The organism is Streptomyces sp. NBC_01546 (assembly GCF_045208355.1).
Lineage (GTDB): Bacteria > Actinomycetota > Actinomycetes > Streptomycetales > Streptomycetaceae > Streptomyces.
Genome location: NZ_CP109379.1, coordinates 2,181,974 through 2,197,396 on the forward strand (window position 1 = coordinate 2,181,974; position 15,423 = coordinate 2,197,396).

The following is a 15,423-nucleotide window of genomic DNA, read 5'->3' on the forward strand; positions in this document are numbered from 1 at the left end:
GGTATTTCACGCCTTGGCCCGCCCCCTTCGGGGGGCGGGCTTCGGCCATTCGAATATCTGTCTAAGATTCACCCCCATGACGGAAACGCACGCGCGGCCCAGGCGCCGCCGACGCCGCATTCTGCGGATCACCCTGCTGCTGGTCGCCGTGCTGATCCTGGGAGCGGCCGGGGCCGGCTGGTGGACGTACAGCCACCTCGACGGCAACATCTCCAGCGTCGACCTGGACCAGGCGATCGGCGACAACCGGCCGCCGAAGGTGGTCGCGAACGCGCAGAACATCCTGGTGCTCGGCTCCGACTCGCGGGCCGGGGCCAACGGCGACCTGGACCACGGCGACGTCAGCGGAGCCCGCTCGGACACCGCGATGCTGGTGCACATACCCGAGGGCCGGGCCAAGGCGACCGCGGTGAGCATCCCCCGCGACACCCTGGTCACCCGGCCGGAGTGCAAGACCAAGGACGGCAAGAGCGTGCCGTCGGCGAAGCGGGTCATGTTCAACTCCGTCTACTCGCTGGCCGGGCCGGCTTGCGTGGTCAACACCGTGGAGCAGCTCTCCGGGGTCCGCGTGGACCACTTCGTCGAGGTGGACTTCGCCGGATTCAAGGGGCTGGTCGACGCGCTGGGCGGGGTCACCGTCACCCTGGACAAGCCGATGAGCGGTGCCAAGGGCGGCCTGAAGCTGGACGCGGGCACGCACCGGCTGGACGGCACCGACTCGCTCAAGTTCGTCCGTACCCGCTACGGCTACGGGGACGGCAGCGACCTCGGACGCATCGGGCTCCAGCAGCAGTTCATGATGGCGATGCTGTCCGAGATAAAGAAGCAGGACGCCTTCGGGAACCCGGCACGCCTGTACAAGCTCGCCGACGCCGCGACCAAGTCGCTGACCACCGACTCCGACCTCGCCTCGCTCACCGCGCTGTCCGACTTCGCGCAGAGCATGAAGGGCGTGGACCCAGAGACGATGGAGACGATCATGCTGCCGGTCGCCTACGACAAGGTGGACCCCAACCGCGTGGTCGTGGCCGAGCCGCAGGCGACCCAGTTGTGGGAAGCCCTCCGCAACGACCAGAAGATCCCCGCCTCGGCGAAGAACTCCCCCGCCAAGGGCTGAGCCGCCTGCCGCACCGCACGCACGACGCAGCGGGCCCGTACGGGAATCTCTCCCGTACGGGCCCGCTGCGTCGTGTGCGGCCGGCGAGCGGCGCTCAGAACTTCGCGTCCTGGCCGACCTGGTGCAGACGGCTGTTGCGGTAGCTGTAGAGGAAGTAGACGACGATGCCGATGGCCATCCAGATGCCGAAGCGCAGCCAGGTCTCGGCCGGCAGGTTGAGCATCAGCCAGAACGAGGCCGCGATCGACACGATCGGGATGAACGGCACCCACGGGGTCCGGAAGGACCGGTGCAGGTCGGGGCGGGTCTTGCGCAGGACGATCACGCCCAGCGCGACCACCACGAAGGCGAACAGGGTGCCGATGTTCACCAGTTCCGCGAGGGTCTCCAGACTGGTGAAACCCGCGACGATCGCGATGATCCCGCCGAGCAGCAGGGTCGCCCGGTAGGGGGTGCGGTACTTCGGGTGCGTCACGGAGAAGACCCGCGGCAGCAGTCCGTCACGGCTCATCGCGAAGAACACGCGGGTCTGGCCGAGCAGCAGAATCATGCACACGGTGATCAGACCGACGGCCGCTCCGAGGCTGATGGCGCCCGAGAAGAACGGCTGGTTCACCGATTTGAAGGCTTCGGCGAGTGGCGCGGTCGGGGACATCTCCGAGTACTTCTGCATGCCGGTGACCACCAGGGTCACGGCGACGTAGAGCACCGTGCAGACCAGTAGCGAGCCGAGGATGCCGCGCGGCATGTCCCGCTGGGGGTTCTTGGTCTCCTCGGCCGCCGTCGCCACCACGTCGAAGCCGATGAAGGCGAAGAAGATGAGCGAGGCCGCCGTGAAGATGCCCATGACGCCGAAGTTCGTGGGCTCGTAGCCGAAGAGCAACTGGACCAGGGGCGAGTGCCAGCCGCTGACGCCCTCGGCCTGTGGCTGGGCCGGCGGGATGAACGGCGAGTAGTTGTCGGCCTTGATGAAGAACAGGCCCGCGACGATGACCAGCAGCACGACCGTGACCTTGATGGCGACGACGACCGCGGTGATGCGGGCCGAGAGCTTCGTCCCGACGACCAGGATCCACGTCAGCACCAGGACCAGCAGGAACGCCAGCAGGTCGAAGTGGCCGCCGGCATCGGGGCCGGACAGGGAGGTCGGCAGGGTCCAGCCGAAGTTGGTGTCCATGAGGTGACGCACGTACCCGGACCAGCCGACCGCCACGACGGCGGTGCCGAGCGCGAACTCCAGCACCAGGTCCCAGCCGATGATCCAGGCGGGCAGCTCACCGATCGAGGCGTACGAGAAGGTGTACGCCGAGCCGGCCACCGGCACGGTGGAGGCGAACTCGGCGTAGCAGAGCGCCGCGAGGGCGCAGACGATACCTGCGGCCACGAAGGCGAGGGCGGTGGCGGGTCCGGCGTTGTTCCGGGCCGCGATACCCGTGAGGACGAAGATGCCGGTGCCGATGATGACACCGACACCGAAGACCGTCAGGTCCCAGGCGGAGAGCGACTTCCGGAGCGCGTGTTCCGGCTCCTCCGTGTCGCGGATGGACTGCTCCACCGTCTTGGTGCGGAAGGGGCTGTTCATATCCCTACTCACCGACGCACCTCCGAAACAGGCGACGCACGCGAACGGGCCGGGAGGCCCACTCCTCAAGAGTGATCTCCCGGCCCGTGACGTGCAACCGCGCGGCGATCTAGTGGCCGATACCCGTCCTAGTCGACGGCGGCGGCCGGCTCGGTGTCGTAGCGCCCGTCCAGCTTGGCCACCAGGCCGGTGACCTGCCGGGCGATGTCCGGAGCGGTCAGGCCGATCTCGGCCATGACCTCCTTGCGGGTGGCGTGGTCGAGGAACCGCTGCGGAATGCCGAAGTCACGCAGCGGTACGTCGACGCCCGCGTCCCGCAGGGCCTGCGACACGGCGGAGCCGACGCCGCCGGCGCGGCTGTTGTCCTCGACGGTGACGACCACGCGGTGGCGGTCGGCGAGCGGGGCGAGCGCCTCGTCCACCGGCTTGACCCATCGGGGGTCGACCACGGTGCACGAGATGCCCTGCTTGTCGAGCAGGTCGGCGATTTCCAGGCACATCGGGGCGAGCGCGCCGACCGAGACGAGCAGTACGTCCGGACGAGTGACTTCGGGGGCCGGGTTGCGCAGCACGTCCATGCCGCCGATGCGGCCGACGGCCGGGACGGCCGGGCCGACGACACCCTTGGAGAAGCGCACCACGGTCGGCGCGTCCTTGACGAGGACGGCCTCGTTCAGCTGGGCGCGCAGCTGCTCCGCGTCGCGCGGAGCGGCCAGGCGCAGGCCGGGCACGACCTGGAGGATGGACATGTCCCACATGCCGTTGTGGGAGGCGCCGTCGGTGCCGGTGACGCCCGCGCGGTCCAGGACGAAGGTGACCCCGCACTTGTGCAGGGCGACGTCCATCAGGACCTGGTCGAAGGCACGGTTGAGGAAGGTGGCGTACACCGCGAAGACCGGGTGGGCGCCGCCGGTCGCCAGGCCCGCCGCCGAGGTGGCGCCGTGCTGCTCGGCGATGCCGACGTCGAAGATCCGGTCGGGATAGGCGTCCGCGAACTTCTTCAGGCCGACCGGCTGGAGCATGGCCGCGGTGATCGCGACGATGTCCGCGCGCTCCTTGCCGAGCTTGACCATCTCGTCGGCGAAGACGGAGGTCCAGCTGGCGGCGTCGGTGCTGACCGGCAGGCCGGTGTCCGGGTGGATCACGCCGACCGCGTGGAAGCGGTCCGCTTCGTCCTGGACGGCGGGCTCGTAGCCGCGGCCCTTCTGGGTGAGGCAGTGCACGATGACCGGACCGCTGAAGCGCTTGGCGCGCTGCAGGGCCGACTCCAGGGCCTCGATGTCGTGGCCGTCGATGGGGCCGATGTACTTCAGGCCCAGGTCCTCGAACATGCCCTGCGGGGCGATGAAGTCCTTGAGGCCCTTCTTGGCGCCGTGCAGGGTCTCGTAGAGGGGCTTGCCGACGACCGGCGTGCGCTCCAGGAGGTCCTTGCCGCGGGCCAGGAAGCGCTCGTAGCCGTCCGTGGTGCGCAGGGTCGCCAGGTGGTTGGCGAGGCCGCCGATGGTGGGGCCGTACGAGCGCTCGTTGTCGTTGACGACGATGACCAGGGGGCGGTCCTTGGCGGCGGCGATGTTGTTCAGCGCCTCCCAGGCCATGCCGCCGGTCAGCGCGCCGTCGCCGATGACGGCGGCGACGTGGTGGTCCTCGCGGCCCAGCACCTCGTTGGCCTTGGCGATGCCGTCGGCCCAGCCCAGCACGGTGGAGGCGTGCGAGTTCTCGATCACGTCGTGCTCGGACTCGGCGCGCGAGGGGTAGCCGGACAGGCCACCCTTCGAGCGCAGGTTGCCGAAGTCCTGGCGGCCCGTGAGCAGCTTGTGGACGTAGGCCTGGTGGCCGGTGTCGAAGAGGACCTTGTCCTTGGGCGAGTCGAAGACCCGGTGCAGGGCGATCGTCAGTTCGACCACCCCGAGGTTGGGGCCGAGGTGCCCGCCGGTCTTGGAGACGGCGTCGACGAGGAAGGACCTGATCTCGGCGGCGAGCTGGTTGAGCTCCTCCTGGCTGAGCCGGTCCAGATCGCGCGGTCCCTTGATGCGGGTCAGCAGCACCCGTGCCTCCTTGCAGTTGCTCGCTGGTCTGTCGAGTCTAATGTTCCGTCGGCGGGTGCGGTCATCGGGCCGTCCCACTGGGGTCACACCTTTGTCATACATGTACGCACTGCCGCGGGGTCACACATCACAAACGGGCGTATACCCGCACAGGCGTACGCACATATGTACGCACGGATGCCCGGCGCCACACGAAGTGGCGCCGGGCACTGTGACCGTTCTTACCGCCGGATGTCGCTCCGGCGCACAGTCGGACGCACCGTCAGGCGCGTCCGGCCGTCTTCTGGGTCTTGCGCGTGACCGAGTCGATCACCACGGTGGCCAGCAGCACCGCACCGGTGATCATGTACTGGATCGGCGTCGCGATGCCTTCCAGGGCCAGACCGTACTGGATCGAGACGATGACCATGACGCCGAGGAGGGCGTTCCAGGTCCGGCCCCGGCCGCCGAAGAGGCTGGTGCCGCCGATGACGGCCGCCGCGATCACGTTCATCAGCAGGTCGCCGGCGCCGGCGCTCTGGTTGGCGGCCGCGATCTTCGAGGCCCAGAACAGACCGCCGATGGCGGCGAAAGTGCTGGAGATCGCGAAGACCGTGATCCGGATCCGGGTGACGTTGATGCCCGCACGACGGGAGGCCTCGACGCTGCCACCCAGTGCGAAAACGTTTCGCCCGAAGGTCGTGCGGCGCAGCAGGAAGTCCGTGAGGATCAGGGCCAGCAGGAAGACCACCACCGCGAGCGGCAGACCCTTGTACTGGTTGAACAGCACGGCGGGGCCGAAGGTGACCAGCGCGAGCAGACCCGTGCGCAGCAGGATCTCGCCGAGCGGCCGGGAGGGCATCCCGGCGGCGTCGCGGCGCCGCGCGTCGAGGAAGCAGGCGAGGAAGTAGCCCGCCACCGCGAGCGCGGCCAGCCCGTAGCCGACGGCCACGTCCGAGAAGAAGTACGTGGTCAGCTGGCCGACCACGCCGTCGGAGTCGATGTTGATCGTGCCGTTGCTGCCGAGGATCTGCAGCATCGCGCCGAGCCAGAAGAGCAGGCCCGACAGGGTGACCGCGAAGGCCGGGGCGCCGATCTTGGCGAAGAAGTAGCCGTGGATGCAGCCGATCAGGGCGCCGCCGGCCACGGCCGCCAGGATCGCCAGCCATTCGTTGATGCCGTGGGTCACGGCGAGGACGGCGACGATCGCGCCCGAGACACCGCTGACCGAGCCGACCGAGAGGTCGATCTCACCGAGCAGCAGCACGAAGATGATGCCGATGGCGATCATGCCGGTGCCGGTCATCGTGATCGCGATGTTGGTGAGGTTTTCCGGGGAGAGGAAGTTCGAGTTCAGCCCCTGGAAGATCGACCAGATGACGATCAGGCCGATGACGACCGGGAGGGAACCCAGGTCGCCGGCCTTCATCTTGCGCTTGAACTCGCCCACGTACCCGGCGAGGCCCTCCTCGCGGACGAGCAGGCGCGGGTCCACGGCCGGGATCGCGTCGTGAGCGGCCGCGGGATTGACCGGGTCGATGTGCTCCGGCTGGTCGACGGGGCCCTTGCCCAGTGGACCGGTGGCAGGGTTCTGGATGCTCACTTGCCGGCCTCCGAGGTGCGGGCCGCCCGGCGGGTCACGGCGTTGTCCGTGGCCCCGGTGATGGCGGAGATGATCTCTTCCTGCGAGGTGTCGGCGACATTGAAGACGCCGTTGTTCCGGCCCAGCCGCAGGACCGCCACCTTGTCGGCGACGGCCTTCACATCGGCCATGTTGTGGCTGATGAGGATGACGGCGTGGCCGCGCTCGCGCAGCCGTTCCACCAGGTCGAGAACCTGTGCGGTCTGCTCGACGCCGAGGGCGGCGGTGGGCTCGTCGAGGATGACGAGCTGGGGCTCGCCCAGCATCGACCGGGCGATGGCCACGGTCTGGCGCTGGCCTCCGGAGAGCGAGGCGATGGGGATCCGGACGCTGGGGATCCGGATGGAGAGAGTGGTCAGCAGCTCACGGGCACGGCGCTCCATCTCCACCTCGTCCAGGACACCGCGGCGCTTGAGCTCACGGCCGAGGAAGAGGTTCCCGACGACATCGATGTTGTCGCACAGGGCGAGGTCCTGGTAGACCGTCGCGATGCCCAGGTTCTGGGCGTCATGGGGCTTGCCGATGGAGACCGGGCGGCCTTCCCACTCGATGACGCCTTCATCGATGGGGTGCACGCCGGCGATCGTCTTGACCAGCGTGGACTTGCCGGCGCCGTTGTCGCCGACGAGGGCGACCACTTCACCGGAGTGGATCTCGAGTTCTACGTCGGTCAGGGCCTGAACGGCGCCGAACCGCTTCGAGACCCCTCGCAACGCCAGCACGGGCGCAGCGGACACATGAACCATCTCCTTCGCCGCCTGACCGGCGGGGATGTCGTGCAAAAGAGCAGGAGCGGGGCGAATAAGGGAAATATGACTTAGGGGGAACGTTTCTGCCCGGCGCCCCGCGGGTGGCGGGGGAAGAAGGGGCGGGGCGCCGGGCAGGCACGGGGGGTCGCCTCGTGGGCGACGGGGGCCTTACTTCAGGCCGGCGGTGGCGCAGGCCGCCGCGTACTTGTCGGTGCAGATCTCGTCGACCGTGTAGACGCCGTCCTTGACGACGGTGTCCTTGATGTTGGCCTTGGTGAGCGAGACGACCGGGATCAGCACGGACGGAACGCCCTTGGTGGTCGGGCTGTCGACCGTGGAGGTGGTGACGCCGGTGACCTTCTCGCCCTTGGCGAGGGCGACGGCCATCTTCGCCGCGGCCTCGGCCTCGGGGGCGTACGGCTTGTACACGCTCATGAACTGCTCGCCCGCGACGATGCGCTGCACACCGGCGAGTTCGGCGTCCTGGCCGGTGACCGGGGGCAGGGGGGACACGCCGGCGGCCTTGAGGGCGGTGATGATGCCGCCCGCCATGCCGTCGTTGGCGGAGTAGACGCCGATGACCTTGTCCTTGCCGAGCGCCGAGAGGGCGGCCGCCATGTTGGTGTTGGCGTTCTCCGGCTTCCACTCGACGGTGTCGTACTCCTTGCCGACGTTCACCTTGCCGTCGAGGACGGAGTGCGCGCCGGACTTGAAGAGCTTGGCGTTCGGGTCGGTGACCGAGCCGTTCATCATGACGATCTGGCCGTCCTTGGCCTTGTCGCCCAGCGCCTCGAGGAGCGCCTTGCCCTGGACCTTGCCGACCTCTTCGTTGTCGAAGGAGGTGTAGGCGTCGATCGGGCCCTCGGCCAGACGGTCGTAGGCGACGACCGGGATGCCGGCCTCCTTGGCCTTCTTGACCGAGCCGGCGATGGCCTTGGAGTCCACCGCGTCGACGATGAGGACGTTCACCTTGTTGGTGATCATCGTGTCGACCTGGGAGTTCTGGGTGGTCGCGTCCTGCTTGGCGTTGGCGTAGACGACCTCGCCCTTGCCGCCGGTCAGTTCCTTGACCGTCTTCTCGATGAGCGGCTTGTCGAACTTCTCGTAGCGCGCGGTCTGGTTCTCCGGGAGCAGGAGACCGACCTTGATGGCGTCGCCCGTGGCGGCTCCGGACTCCTTGGTCTTGTCGCCGGCCTCCTTGGCACTGCCACAGGCGGCAAGCGATACGGCCATGGCACCAGCGGCGACGGCTACGGCGACTCTGCGCATACGCGTGTTCATTACTTGAACCTCCCTGACGAGGCCGCAACACTGCGGCCGAGGTGGATGTGAGTCAACCCCGGCCGCAAGTTTGCCGTCAAGGAGTGAATCCTTAACGAGATGACAACGGTGCCATCCGTTATCTAACTGAAGACATGGCGGCGGGAGCTCGCACTCCACTTCCATGATCTGACAAAAGCGTCGAATCGCCCATTTCACTGAGCACAAGAGCGAGTGCGCCCAGTACCTCGGCCCGCCCGCCCAGAGACCCCGTCAGCACCGACAACTGGCGTGCGGCGCTCGGGATCGCGTACCTCCCCACTGATTCACGGATGGGAGCCAGTACGAGTTCACCCGCCTCCGCGAGCGAGCCGCCGAGGACCACCCGGCTCGGGTTCAGGAGGTTGCACAGACTGGCCACGCCGCTGCCGACGTGACGGCCCACGTCGGTGATGACGCGACGGCAGCCCGGGTCCCCCTCGCGGGCCAGTTCGACCACCCGCTCCATCGTCAACTCCGGTCCGTGGCTGCCCTGGAGCAGCGGAAGAACGTACCGGGCCGCGGCGAAGGTCTCCAGGCAGCCGCGGTTGCCACAGCGGCAGACCGGGCCGGATTCGTCGAGGGTGATGTGCCCGATCTCGCCCGCGGTGCCGCCCGGGCCGCGGTAGATCTGACCGTTGATCACCAGCCCGGCGCCGACACCGCTGGCCACCTTGATGTAGGCGAGGTCCTTCACTCCCCGGCCGCTCCCCCATACGAGTTCACCGAGGGCCCCGAGGTTCGCGTCGTTGTCCACGTACACGGGCACGCCGAGGCGCCGCGAGAGCTCCTCGCGGGGGTTGATCCCGGCCCAGCCCGGCAGGATCGCGGTCGAGCCGAGGGTCCCGGACTCCACGTCGATCGGGCCGGGGACGCCGAGGCCGACGCCGATGGCCTTGTCCAGGCTCACCCCGATGCCCGCGATCAACCGCCCGACCAGCGCTTCCGCCCGGTCGAAGCCCTCGACCCAGGAGGCGTCCACGTCCAGCGGCTCGGCCTCCTCGGCCAGTACCTGGTGGGCGAGGTTGCCGACCGCCACCCGCAGGTGGGTGTGGCCGAAGTCCACGCCGATCACGATGCCCGCGTCGCCGCTCAGCGACACGCTGCGGGCCCGCCGGCCACCCGCCGAGGTGTCGGTGACCTCGACGGTCCCGCCCTCCTTGAGCTCACGGACGATGTTGGAGACCGTGGCCGCCGACAGTCCGGTGGTACGGGCGATCTCCGCCTGCGTCAGCGAACCCGCGAGCCGGACCGCTCGCACGACCCGTTCGAGATTCGCCCGATGCAGCGAGGACTGCGATCCGGGAGTCTGCACGACTCATCCACTCCTGCCCATAAGCGACGGCCAGCCGTCGCCCCCCGGCCGGGGGTACGGCGCTGCGCGCTCCGAGACCCCGACGTCTCTCCAACTTGTGAACCTTAAGTCGAGCCTTTGCGCATCCAGACGTCAAGAGGCTGACACAGCACCAAACCGTCACTATCGGCCACAAGAGGGAGAGAACGGTCGCCTGGATCGTGCTACGGTCGCTGAGGCGCCGGTCCTCTGCGGCCTTTCCGGCCGGACCGCGCCCCGCAATGACAGCGCTACGCGAGGAGGTGTTCGGGATGAGTCCCGATCGAAGTCCTTGCCGCGCTCTCGCTCTCGTCGGCTGATCTGCCGATCTGCTGATCAGCCGGCTTTTTGCCGCGTTTCCCGCGTACCCCTTTCCTTCCGCATGTCCTGATTCTTCTGTCAGGCATACGTCATCCATGCCCTCGGCGCATCCCGTGGCCCGTCCGCGGCACACTGCGCCGACCCATGATCACTCCACGTGACCGCTCGGCTTCGCGCTGCCCGGACACCGTGGAGGGAGGTATTCGTCATGACCATGCTCACCCCTCGTACCCCCACGAAGCTCGCACCGCCGGGCCGGTCCCGCCGCGAGCGCAAGGCCGCCGAGCTCGAGTCCCGTACCCGCCTCGTCGGCGAGCGCCTCGCCGGCCTCAGCGCCCGCCCGGGGACCCACGCCCTGCAGTCCGTGGACACCTCGCGCAACGGCCTCACCCACGCCGAGGCGGCGCTGCGCCTGGAGCGCCACGGCCACAACCTCGTCGCCCAGGAGCGCGCCCCGCTCTGGTTCGTCCAGCTGGGCAAGGCGTACTGGAACCCCTTCATCGGCGTCCTGGTCTTCCTGGCCGCCGTCATGTACTGGCAGGACCCCGCGGACCCGGGCGTCATCATCCTCTCCGTGATGGTGGGGATCAGCGGGCTGCTGCGCTTCTGGCAGGAGTACCGCTCGGGCCGCGCCGCCGACGCGCTGAAGAAGCTCGTCACCACCACCTGCGCGGTGCAGCGCCGGGCCGGCAGCGGCTCCGGGCCCACCACCTTCGAGGTGCCCATGGACCAGGTGGTCCCGGGCGACGTGGTCAAGCTGGCCGCCGGTGACCTGATCCCGGCCGACCTGCGGCTGATCACCTCCAAGGACCTGATGGTCGGCCAGGCCGCGCTCTCCGGCGAGTCCCTGCCGGTCGCCAAGGCCGACACGCGAACGGAAGACCTCGGCCAGCAAGAGACCACCGACCCGGTGGAGGCCGACAACCTGTGCCTGATGGGGACCTCGGTCACCTCCGGCACCGCCACCGGAGTCGTCGTCGCCACCGGCGCCGACACCTACTTCGGCTCGATGGCAGGCTCGCTGGTCGGCGAGCGCCCGCAGACCAACTTCGACAACGGCGTCCGCAAGGTCAGCTTCCTGCTGATCCGCTTCATGCTGGTCATGGTCCCGGTGGTCTTCATGATCAACGGGTTCACCAAGGGCGACTGGAACGAGGCTTTCCTCTTCGGTATCGCCGTCGCGGTCGGCCTGACCCCCGAGATGCTGCCGATGGTGGTCTCCGCCAACCTGGCGCGCGGCGCGGTCGCCATGTCCAAGCGCAAGGTCGTCGTCAAGCGGCTGAACGCCATCCAGAACCTGGGCGCCATGGACGTGCTCTGCACGGACAAGACCGGCACCCTCACCGAGGACCGGATCGTCCTGGACCGCTACCTGGACGTGCACGGCAACGAGGACAACGAGGTGCTGGAGTACGGCTACCTCAACTCGCACTTCCAGACCGGTCTGAAGAACCTGATGGACCAGGCGGTCATCGACCGCGTCAACGAGGCCGAGGAGGTTGTCGTCGACGCACGGTTCTCGATGGTCGACGAGATCCCCTTCGACTTCGCCCGGCGCCGGATGTCCGTGGTCCTCAACCGGAACAGCATCGTGGGCGACCTCGGCCGCTCCGAACACATCATGATCACCAAGGGTGCGGTCGAGGAGGTCCTGGACCTCTGCACGCACATGACGGACCGCGGCGAGAAGACCGAGCTGACCGAGCAGCTGCGGTGGCACGTCACCCGCATCGCCGAGGACAACAACCGCAAGGGCCTGCGGGTACTGGCCGTCGCCACCCGCTCGATCGGCACGCCGCGCGACACCTACACGGTCGCCGACGAGGACGGGCTGACGCTGATCGGCTTCCTCGCCTTCCTCGACCCGCCGAAGGCCGACGCCGCCCGGGCCCTCCAGGGCCTGGCCGACAAGGGCATCGCGGTCAAGGTCGTCACGGGCGACAACGACCTCGTGGCCGCCCGGGTCTGCGCCGATGTCGGCATCGACGTGGGCCAGGTGGTGCTCGGCTCCGAGATCGACGGCCTCGACGAGACGGCGCTGCGCGCGCTGGCCGCCCGTACGACCGTCTTCGCCAAGGTCAACCCGGTCCAGAAGGCCCGCATCGTGCGGGCCCTGCAGGCCGACGGACACACCGTCGGGTTCCTCGGCGACGGCATCAACGACGCGGCCGCGCTGCGCGACGCCGACGTCGGCATCTCGGTCGACACCGCCGTCGACATCGCCAAGGAGTCGGCGGACATCATCCTGCTGGAGAAGGACCTGCCCGTCCTGGAGCAGGGCGTGGTCCAGGGCCGGACCACCTTCGGCAACACGATCAAGTACATCAAGATGACGGCGTCGTCGAACTTCGGCAATGTCTTCTCGGTGCTGGTGGCGAGCGCCTTCATCCCCTTCCAGCCGATGCTGCCGATCATGCTGCTGATGCAGAACCTGGTCTACGACGTCGCGCAGCTGGCGACCCCGTGGGACCGGATGGACAAGGAGTACCTGCGCAAGCCCCGTAACTGGGACGCCAAGGGCATCTTCCGTTTCATGGTCACCATCGGGCCCGTCAGCTCCATCTTCGACATCTCGATGTTCCTGATCATGTGGAACGTCTTCGCCGCCAACACCGAGGCGACCCAGTCGCTCTTCCAGTCCGGCTGGTTCATCGAGGGCCTGCTGTCGCAGACCCTGATCGTCCACATGATCCGTACCCGGAAGATCCCCTTCATCCAGTCCCGCGCCTCCTGGCCGGTGATGGTGATGACGATCCTCGCGGTGCTGACCGGCCTCTACCTGCCGTTCTCCCCGCTGGCCGACTCGCTGGGCTTCGTGGCCCTGCCGGCGGGCTACTTCCCGTGGCTGATCGGCGTGCTGCTCGCGTACTGCACCCTCACCCAGCTCGTGAAGACCTGGTACATCCGCAAGTTCAACACCTGGCTCTAGGCCGGCCCGCACCACGAGACACGAGAAGGGAGAGGCCGATGCAGCTCACCGAATGGGAGATGGCCGCGCACTCCCCCAGACTCCGTCCGGGGGGACCCCCAGCCCGCCGCGCTCGGGCTCGGAGCCGTCATCGGCCTCGAACGGCAGCGGCGGGCCCGCCTCGCGGGACGCTCCCCAGAACAGCGAGCCGCGCGGCGGCGCCGAGGTGGCCACCGACTACCACTTCGAGGCGGTGTGCCTGGAGACGGAGGAGGCCCACATCCGCCACCGGCTGGTGGACGCGCTGGCCCGGCCGGGCTACCAGCTGCGCCCGATCCGCAGCCGGGACGGGCCGGCGCCCGGCCGGGTGACGGTGTCCGCGCTGCTGACCGCCGAGGGCGAGGAGGGCAGGGCGCTCGAGGATGCCGTCAGCAACCTCTCGCTCGACCCTCCCCCAGCCTTCGGCCGGGGGCCCCCACGGTCTCGGCGGTCAGCTGGTCGGTCGTACCGGATCCGGCCGCCTGAGCCGTCCGGTCGCCCGGTCTGCGCTACTTCAGGGTGGCGGAGGTCAGGCCGGCCTGGATCTGGCGCTGGAAGGAGAGGTAGACCGCCAGCATCGGGATGATCGCGATGGTGGCTCCGGCGAACAGCACCGGCAGGTCGGTCTCGTAGCCCATCTGGTACTGGAGCTGGACGAGCCCCTGCGTGAGCATGTAGCGCTCGGGCTCGCCGCTCGTCTGGGGCTGCATCAGCACGGCGGGCAGGATGTACTGGTTCCACTGGCCCAGGACGTTGAAGATCCCGACGCTGATCAGGCCGGGCTTGGCCATCGGCAGCATCACCTGGAAGAAGATCCGGGTGTCGGAGGCCCCGTCGATCACCGCCGCCTCGTAGATCGCCGTGGGCAGCGTCCTGAAGAAGGAGTGCATGAAGAAGACGGTGAACGGCATCGAGTAGGCGATGTACACCAGGATCAGACCCTGGTAGGTGTTCAGCATGTCGAAGCGCTTGACCATGAAGAACAGCGGCACGAGCGCCAGGAACACCGGGAACATCGCCCCGCTGACGAAGAAGTAGTAGATGATCCGGTTGCCCGTGAAGGGGTAGCGGGCCAGTACGTACGCGGCCATCGAGCCGAACAGCATGGTCAGCGGCACCGAGAACACCAGCACGATGAACGTGTTGGCGAAGTAGCCGCCGATGCCCTTCTCCCAGGCGCGGCCGAAGGCGTCGAAGTGCCAGTTCGCGGGCCAGCTGAGGGCCGATCCGCCGATCTGCGCGTCGGTCTTGAAGGCGCCGAGCGCGAGCCAGATCAGCGGCAGCACGATCATTATCGCCCAGAGGGCGAGGAACCCGTGCGAGAAGACGTTGAGGACCACGCCCTCGGAGCGGCGCTTGTCCCGCTCCCCCGTCCGGCCGGCTTTCCCGGACTGCTCCGCGGCTTTTTCGCCCGGAGCCTTGATCACTGTGGTCATGATGGTCTCCCGCTCAGAACTCGATGCGCTCGCGGCGGGTGGCGCGCAGCGTGATGAGGGACAGGATCATGGTCAGGACGAGCATGACCACGCCCATGGCGCAGGCGTAGCCGCTCTTGCCGAAGTACAGGAAGTTGCGCATCAGCACCGTCGACATGACCTCGCTGTGGTGGTCGGGTCCGCCGCCGAACTGGCCCGAGGTCATGGTCGACACGAGGACGAACATGTCCATCGCGGCGATGCCCAGGTAGACCGCGGAGGTCTGCACAGAGTCCCACAGCAGGGGCAGGGTGACCCTGAAGAAGGTCTGGGCGCGTCCGGCGCCGTCGAGCAGCGCGGCCTCGTAGATGTCCTTGGGCACGGACTGCATGGCCGCGGAGAACAGGACGAGGTAGAAGCCGACCCCGTGCCAGACGACGACGAACAGCAGGCACCAGAGGACGAAGTTCGGCTCGTTGAGCCATTCGACCGGGTGCTCCGGGGAGATCAGGCCGATCTTGGTGAGGAAGCCGTTGAGCAGGCCGCCCTCGTCGCTCCGGTAGATCGCGCCGAAGAGCACGGCGAGGATGGCGAGGGAGAGGACCTGCGGAAAGAAGTAGACGATCTTGTAGACGCGCGATCCGCCGACTCCCTGGACCCCGCCGGCTCCGCCACGCCCTCCCGCGTTCACCATGAAGGCGAAGAAGAGGGCGAGCAGGATGGTGATCACCGGGACGAACACCACGAGCAGCAGGTTGTGCCAGAGCGCGCCGCGGAAGACCTCGTCCTCCAGCAGGGCCGAGTAGTTCTCCAGCCCGACGAAGTCGAACGTCGGTGACTGCCCGGTCCAGTTGGTGAAGGAGTAGCCGAACGTCTGTACGTACGGCCAGATGACGAAGGTCAGGTACAGCGCGAGGGGTGCGATGAGGAAGGAGGCGATGAAGCCGCCCTTCCGTCTCCCCTGGGCTACGTGGCTCATGGTGTCCGTCCCTGC

At 68.2% G+C, this 15,423-nt stretch carries 11 protein-coding genes; 3 read left to right on the forward strand and 8 right to left on the reverse strand.

The features are described 5' to 3' along the window. Positions 1-76 precede the first annotated feature (76 nt). The gene (locus tag OHA89_RS09955) at positions 77-1,117 is read left to right on the forward strand and encodes an LCP family protein (RefSeq protein ID WP_215142988.1); all 1,041 of its coding nucleotides are present in this window, start codon (positions 77-79) and stop codon (positions 1,115-1,117) included. A 94-nt stretch (positions 1,118-1,211) separates the two neighbouring features. On the opposite strand, the gene OHA89_RS09960 is transcribed toward OHA89_RS09955, so the two are convergent. The 6 genes from OHA89_RS09960 to OHA89_RS09985 form a co-directional block, all read right to left on the reverse strand. Further along, complete coding sequence (locus OHA89_RS09960) at positions 1,212-2,699, reverse strand: amino acid permease (protein ID WP_266614302.1); 1,488 nt, start codon at positions 2,697-2,699, stop codon at positions 1,212-1,214. Positions 2,700-2,827: 128 nt separating this feature from the next. Next, positions 2,828-4,744, reverse strand: a complete 1,917-nt coding sequence (gene dxs, locus OHA89_RS09965; protein ID WP_266614303.1) for a 1-deoxy-D-xylulose-5-phosphate synthase — start codon at positions 4,742-4,744, stop codon at positions 2,828-2,830. 262 nt (positions 4,745-5,006) lie between these two features. After that, positions 5,007-6,296 carry a sugar ABC transporter permease gene (locus OHA89_RS09970; RefSeq protein ID WP_215144593.1) on the reverse strand — a complete coding sequence of 430 codons (1,290 nt, stop codon included), beginning with the start codon at positions 6,294-6,296 and terminating at the stop codon, positions 5,007-5,009. 26 nt (positions 6,297-6,322) lie between these two features. Further along, positions 6,323-7,111, reverse strand: a complete 789-nt coding sequence (locus OHA89_RS09975; RefSeq protein WP_215144586.1) for an ATP-binding cassette domain-containing protein — start codon at positions 7,109-7,111, stop codon at positions 6,323-6,325. A 171-nt stretch (positions 7,112-7,282) separates the two neighbouring features. Beyond that, complete coding sequence (locus tag OHA89_RS09980) at positions 7,283-8,395, reverse strand: sugar ABC transporter substrate-binding protein (protein ID WP_266614304.1); 1,113 nt, start codon at positions 8,393-8,395, stop codon at positions 7,283-7,285. 118 nt (positions 8,396-8,513) lie between these two features. Next, a complete protein-coding gene (locus OHA89_RS09985) occupies positions 8,514-9,728 on the reverse strand; it encodes an ROK family transcriptional regulator (RefSeq protein WP_215144584.1) in 1,215 nt (404 codons plus the stop codon). A 547-nt stretch (positions 9,729-10,275) separates the two neighbouring features. Between OHA89_RS09985 and mgtA the strand changes: the two genes are divergently transcribed. Both mgtA and OHA89_RS09995 read left to right on the forward strand, forming a co-directional pair. Beyond that, a complete protein-coding gene (gene mgtA, locus OHA89_RS09990) occupies positions 10,276-12,996 on the forward strand; it encodes a magnesium-translocating P-type ATPase (RefSeq protein WP_406365918.1) in 2,721 nt (906 codons plus the stop codon). A 52-nt stretch (positions 12,997-13,048) separates the two neighbouring features. Continuing rightward, the gene (locus tag OHA89_RS09995; RefSeq protein ID WP_406365919.1) at positions 13,049-13,600 is read left to right on the forward strand and encodes a hypothetical protein; all 552 of its coding nucleotides are present in this window, start codon (positions 13,049-13,051) and stop codon (positions 13,598-13,600) included. Here OHA89_RS09995 and OHA89_RS10000 read toward each other — a convergent pair. Together OHA89_RS10000 and OHA89_RS10005 are read right to left on the reverse strand one after the other, a co-directional pair. Beyond that, complete coding sequence (locus OHA89_RS10000) at positions 13,524-14,450, reverse strand: carbohydrate ABC transporter permease (RefSeq protein ID WP_266614306.1); 927 nt, start codon at positions 14,448-14,450, stop codon at positions 13,524-13,526. The genes OHA89_RS09995 and OHA89_RS10000 overlap by 77 nt on opposite strands. A 13-nt stretch (positions 14,451-14,463) precedes the next feature. Beyond that, a complete protein-coding gene (locus OHA89_RS10005) occupies positions 14,464-15,408 on the reverse strand; it encodes a carbohydrate ABC transporter permease (protein WP_215144580.1) in 945 nt (314 codons plus the stop codon). Between the last annotated feature and the right edge of the window lie 15 nt (positions 15,409-15,423).

Excerpts from the sequence above, each read along its gene's own strand:
- OHA89_RS09955 (WP_215142988.1), top strand. The coding sequence starts at position 77 with ATGACGGAAACGCACGCGCGGCCCAGGCGCCGCCGACGCCGCATTCTG.
- OHA89_RS09960 (WP_266614302.1), bottom strand. The coding sequence starts at position 2,699 with ATGAACAGCCCCTTCCGCACCAAGACGGTGGAGCAGTCCATCCGCGAC.
- OHA89_RS09975 (WP_215144586.1), bottom strand. The coding sequence starts at position 7,111 with ATGGTTCATGTGTCCGCTGCGCCCGTGCTGGCGTTGCGAGGGGTCTCG.
- OHA89_RS09980 (WP_266614304.1), bottom strand. The coding sequence starts at position 8,395 with ATGAACACGCGTATGCGCAGAGTCGCCGTAGCCGTCGCCGCTGGTGCC.
- mgtA (WP_406365918.1), top strand. The coding sequence starts at position 10,276 with ATGACCATGCTCACCCCTCGTACCCCCACGAAGCTCGCACCGCCGGGC.
- OHA89_RS09995 (WP_406365919.1), top strand. The coding sequence starts at position 13,049 with ATGGGAGATGGCCGCGCACTCCCCCAGACTCCGTCCGGGGGGACCCCC.
- OHA89_RS10000 (WP_266614306.1), bottom strand. The coding sequence starts at position 14,450 with ATGACCACAGTGATCAAGGCTCCGGGCGAAAAAGCCGCGGAGCAGTCC.
- OHA89_RS10005 (WP_215144580.1), bottom strand. The coding sequence starts at position 15,408 with ATGAGCCACGTAGCCCAGGGGAGACGGAAGGGCGGCTTCATCGCCTCC.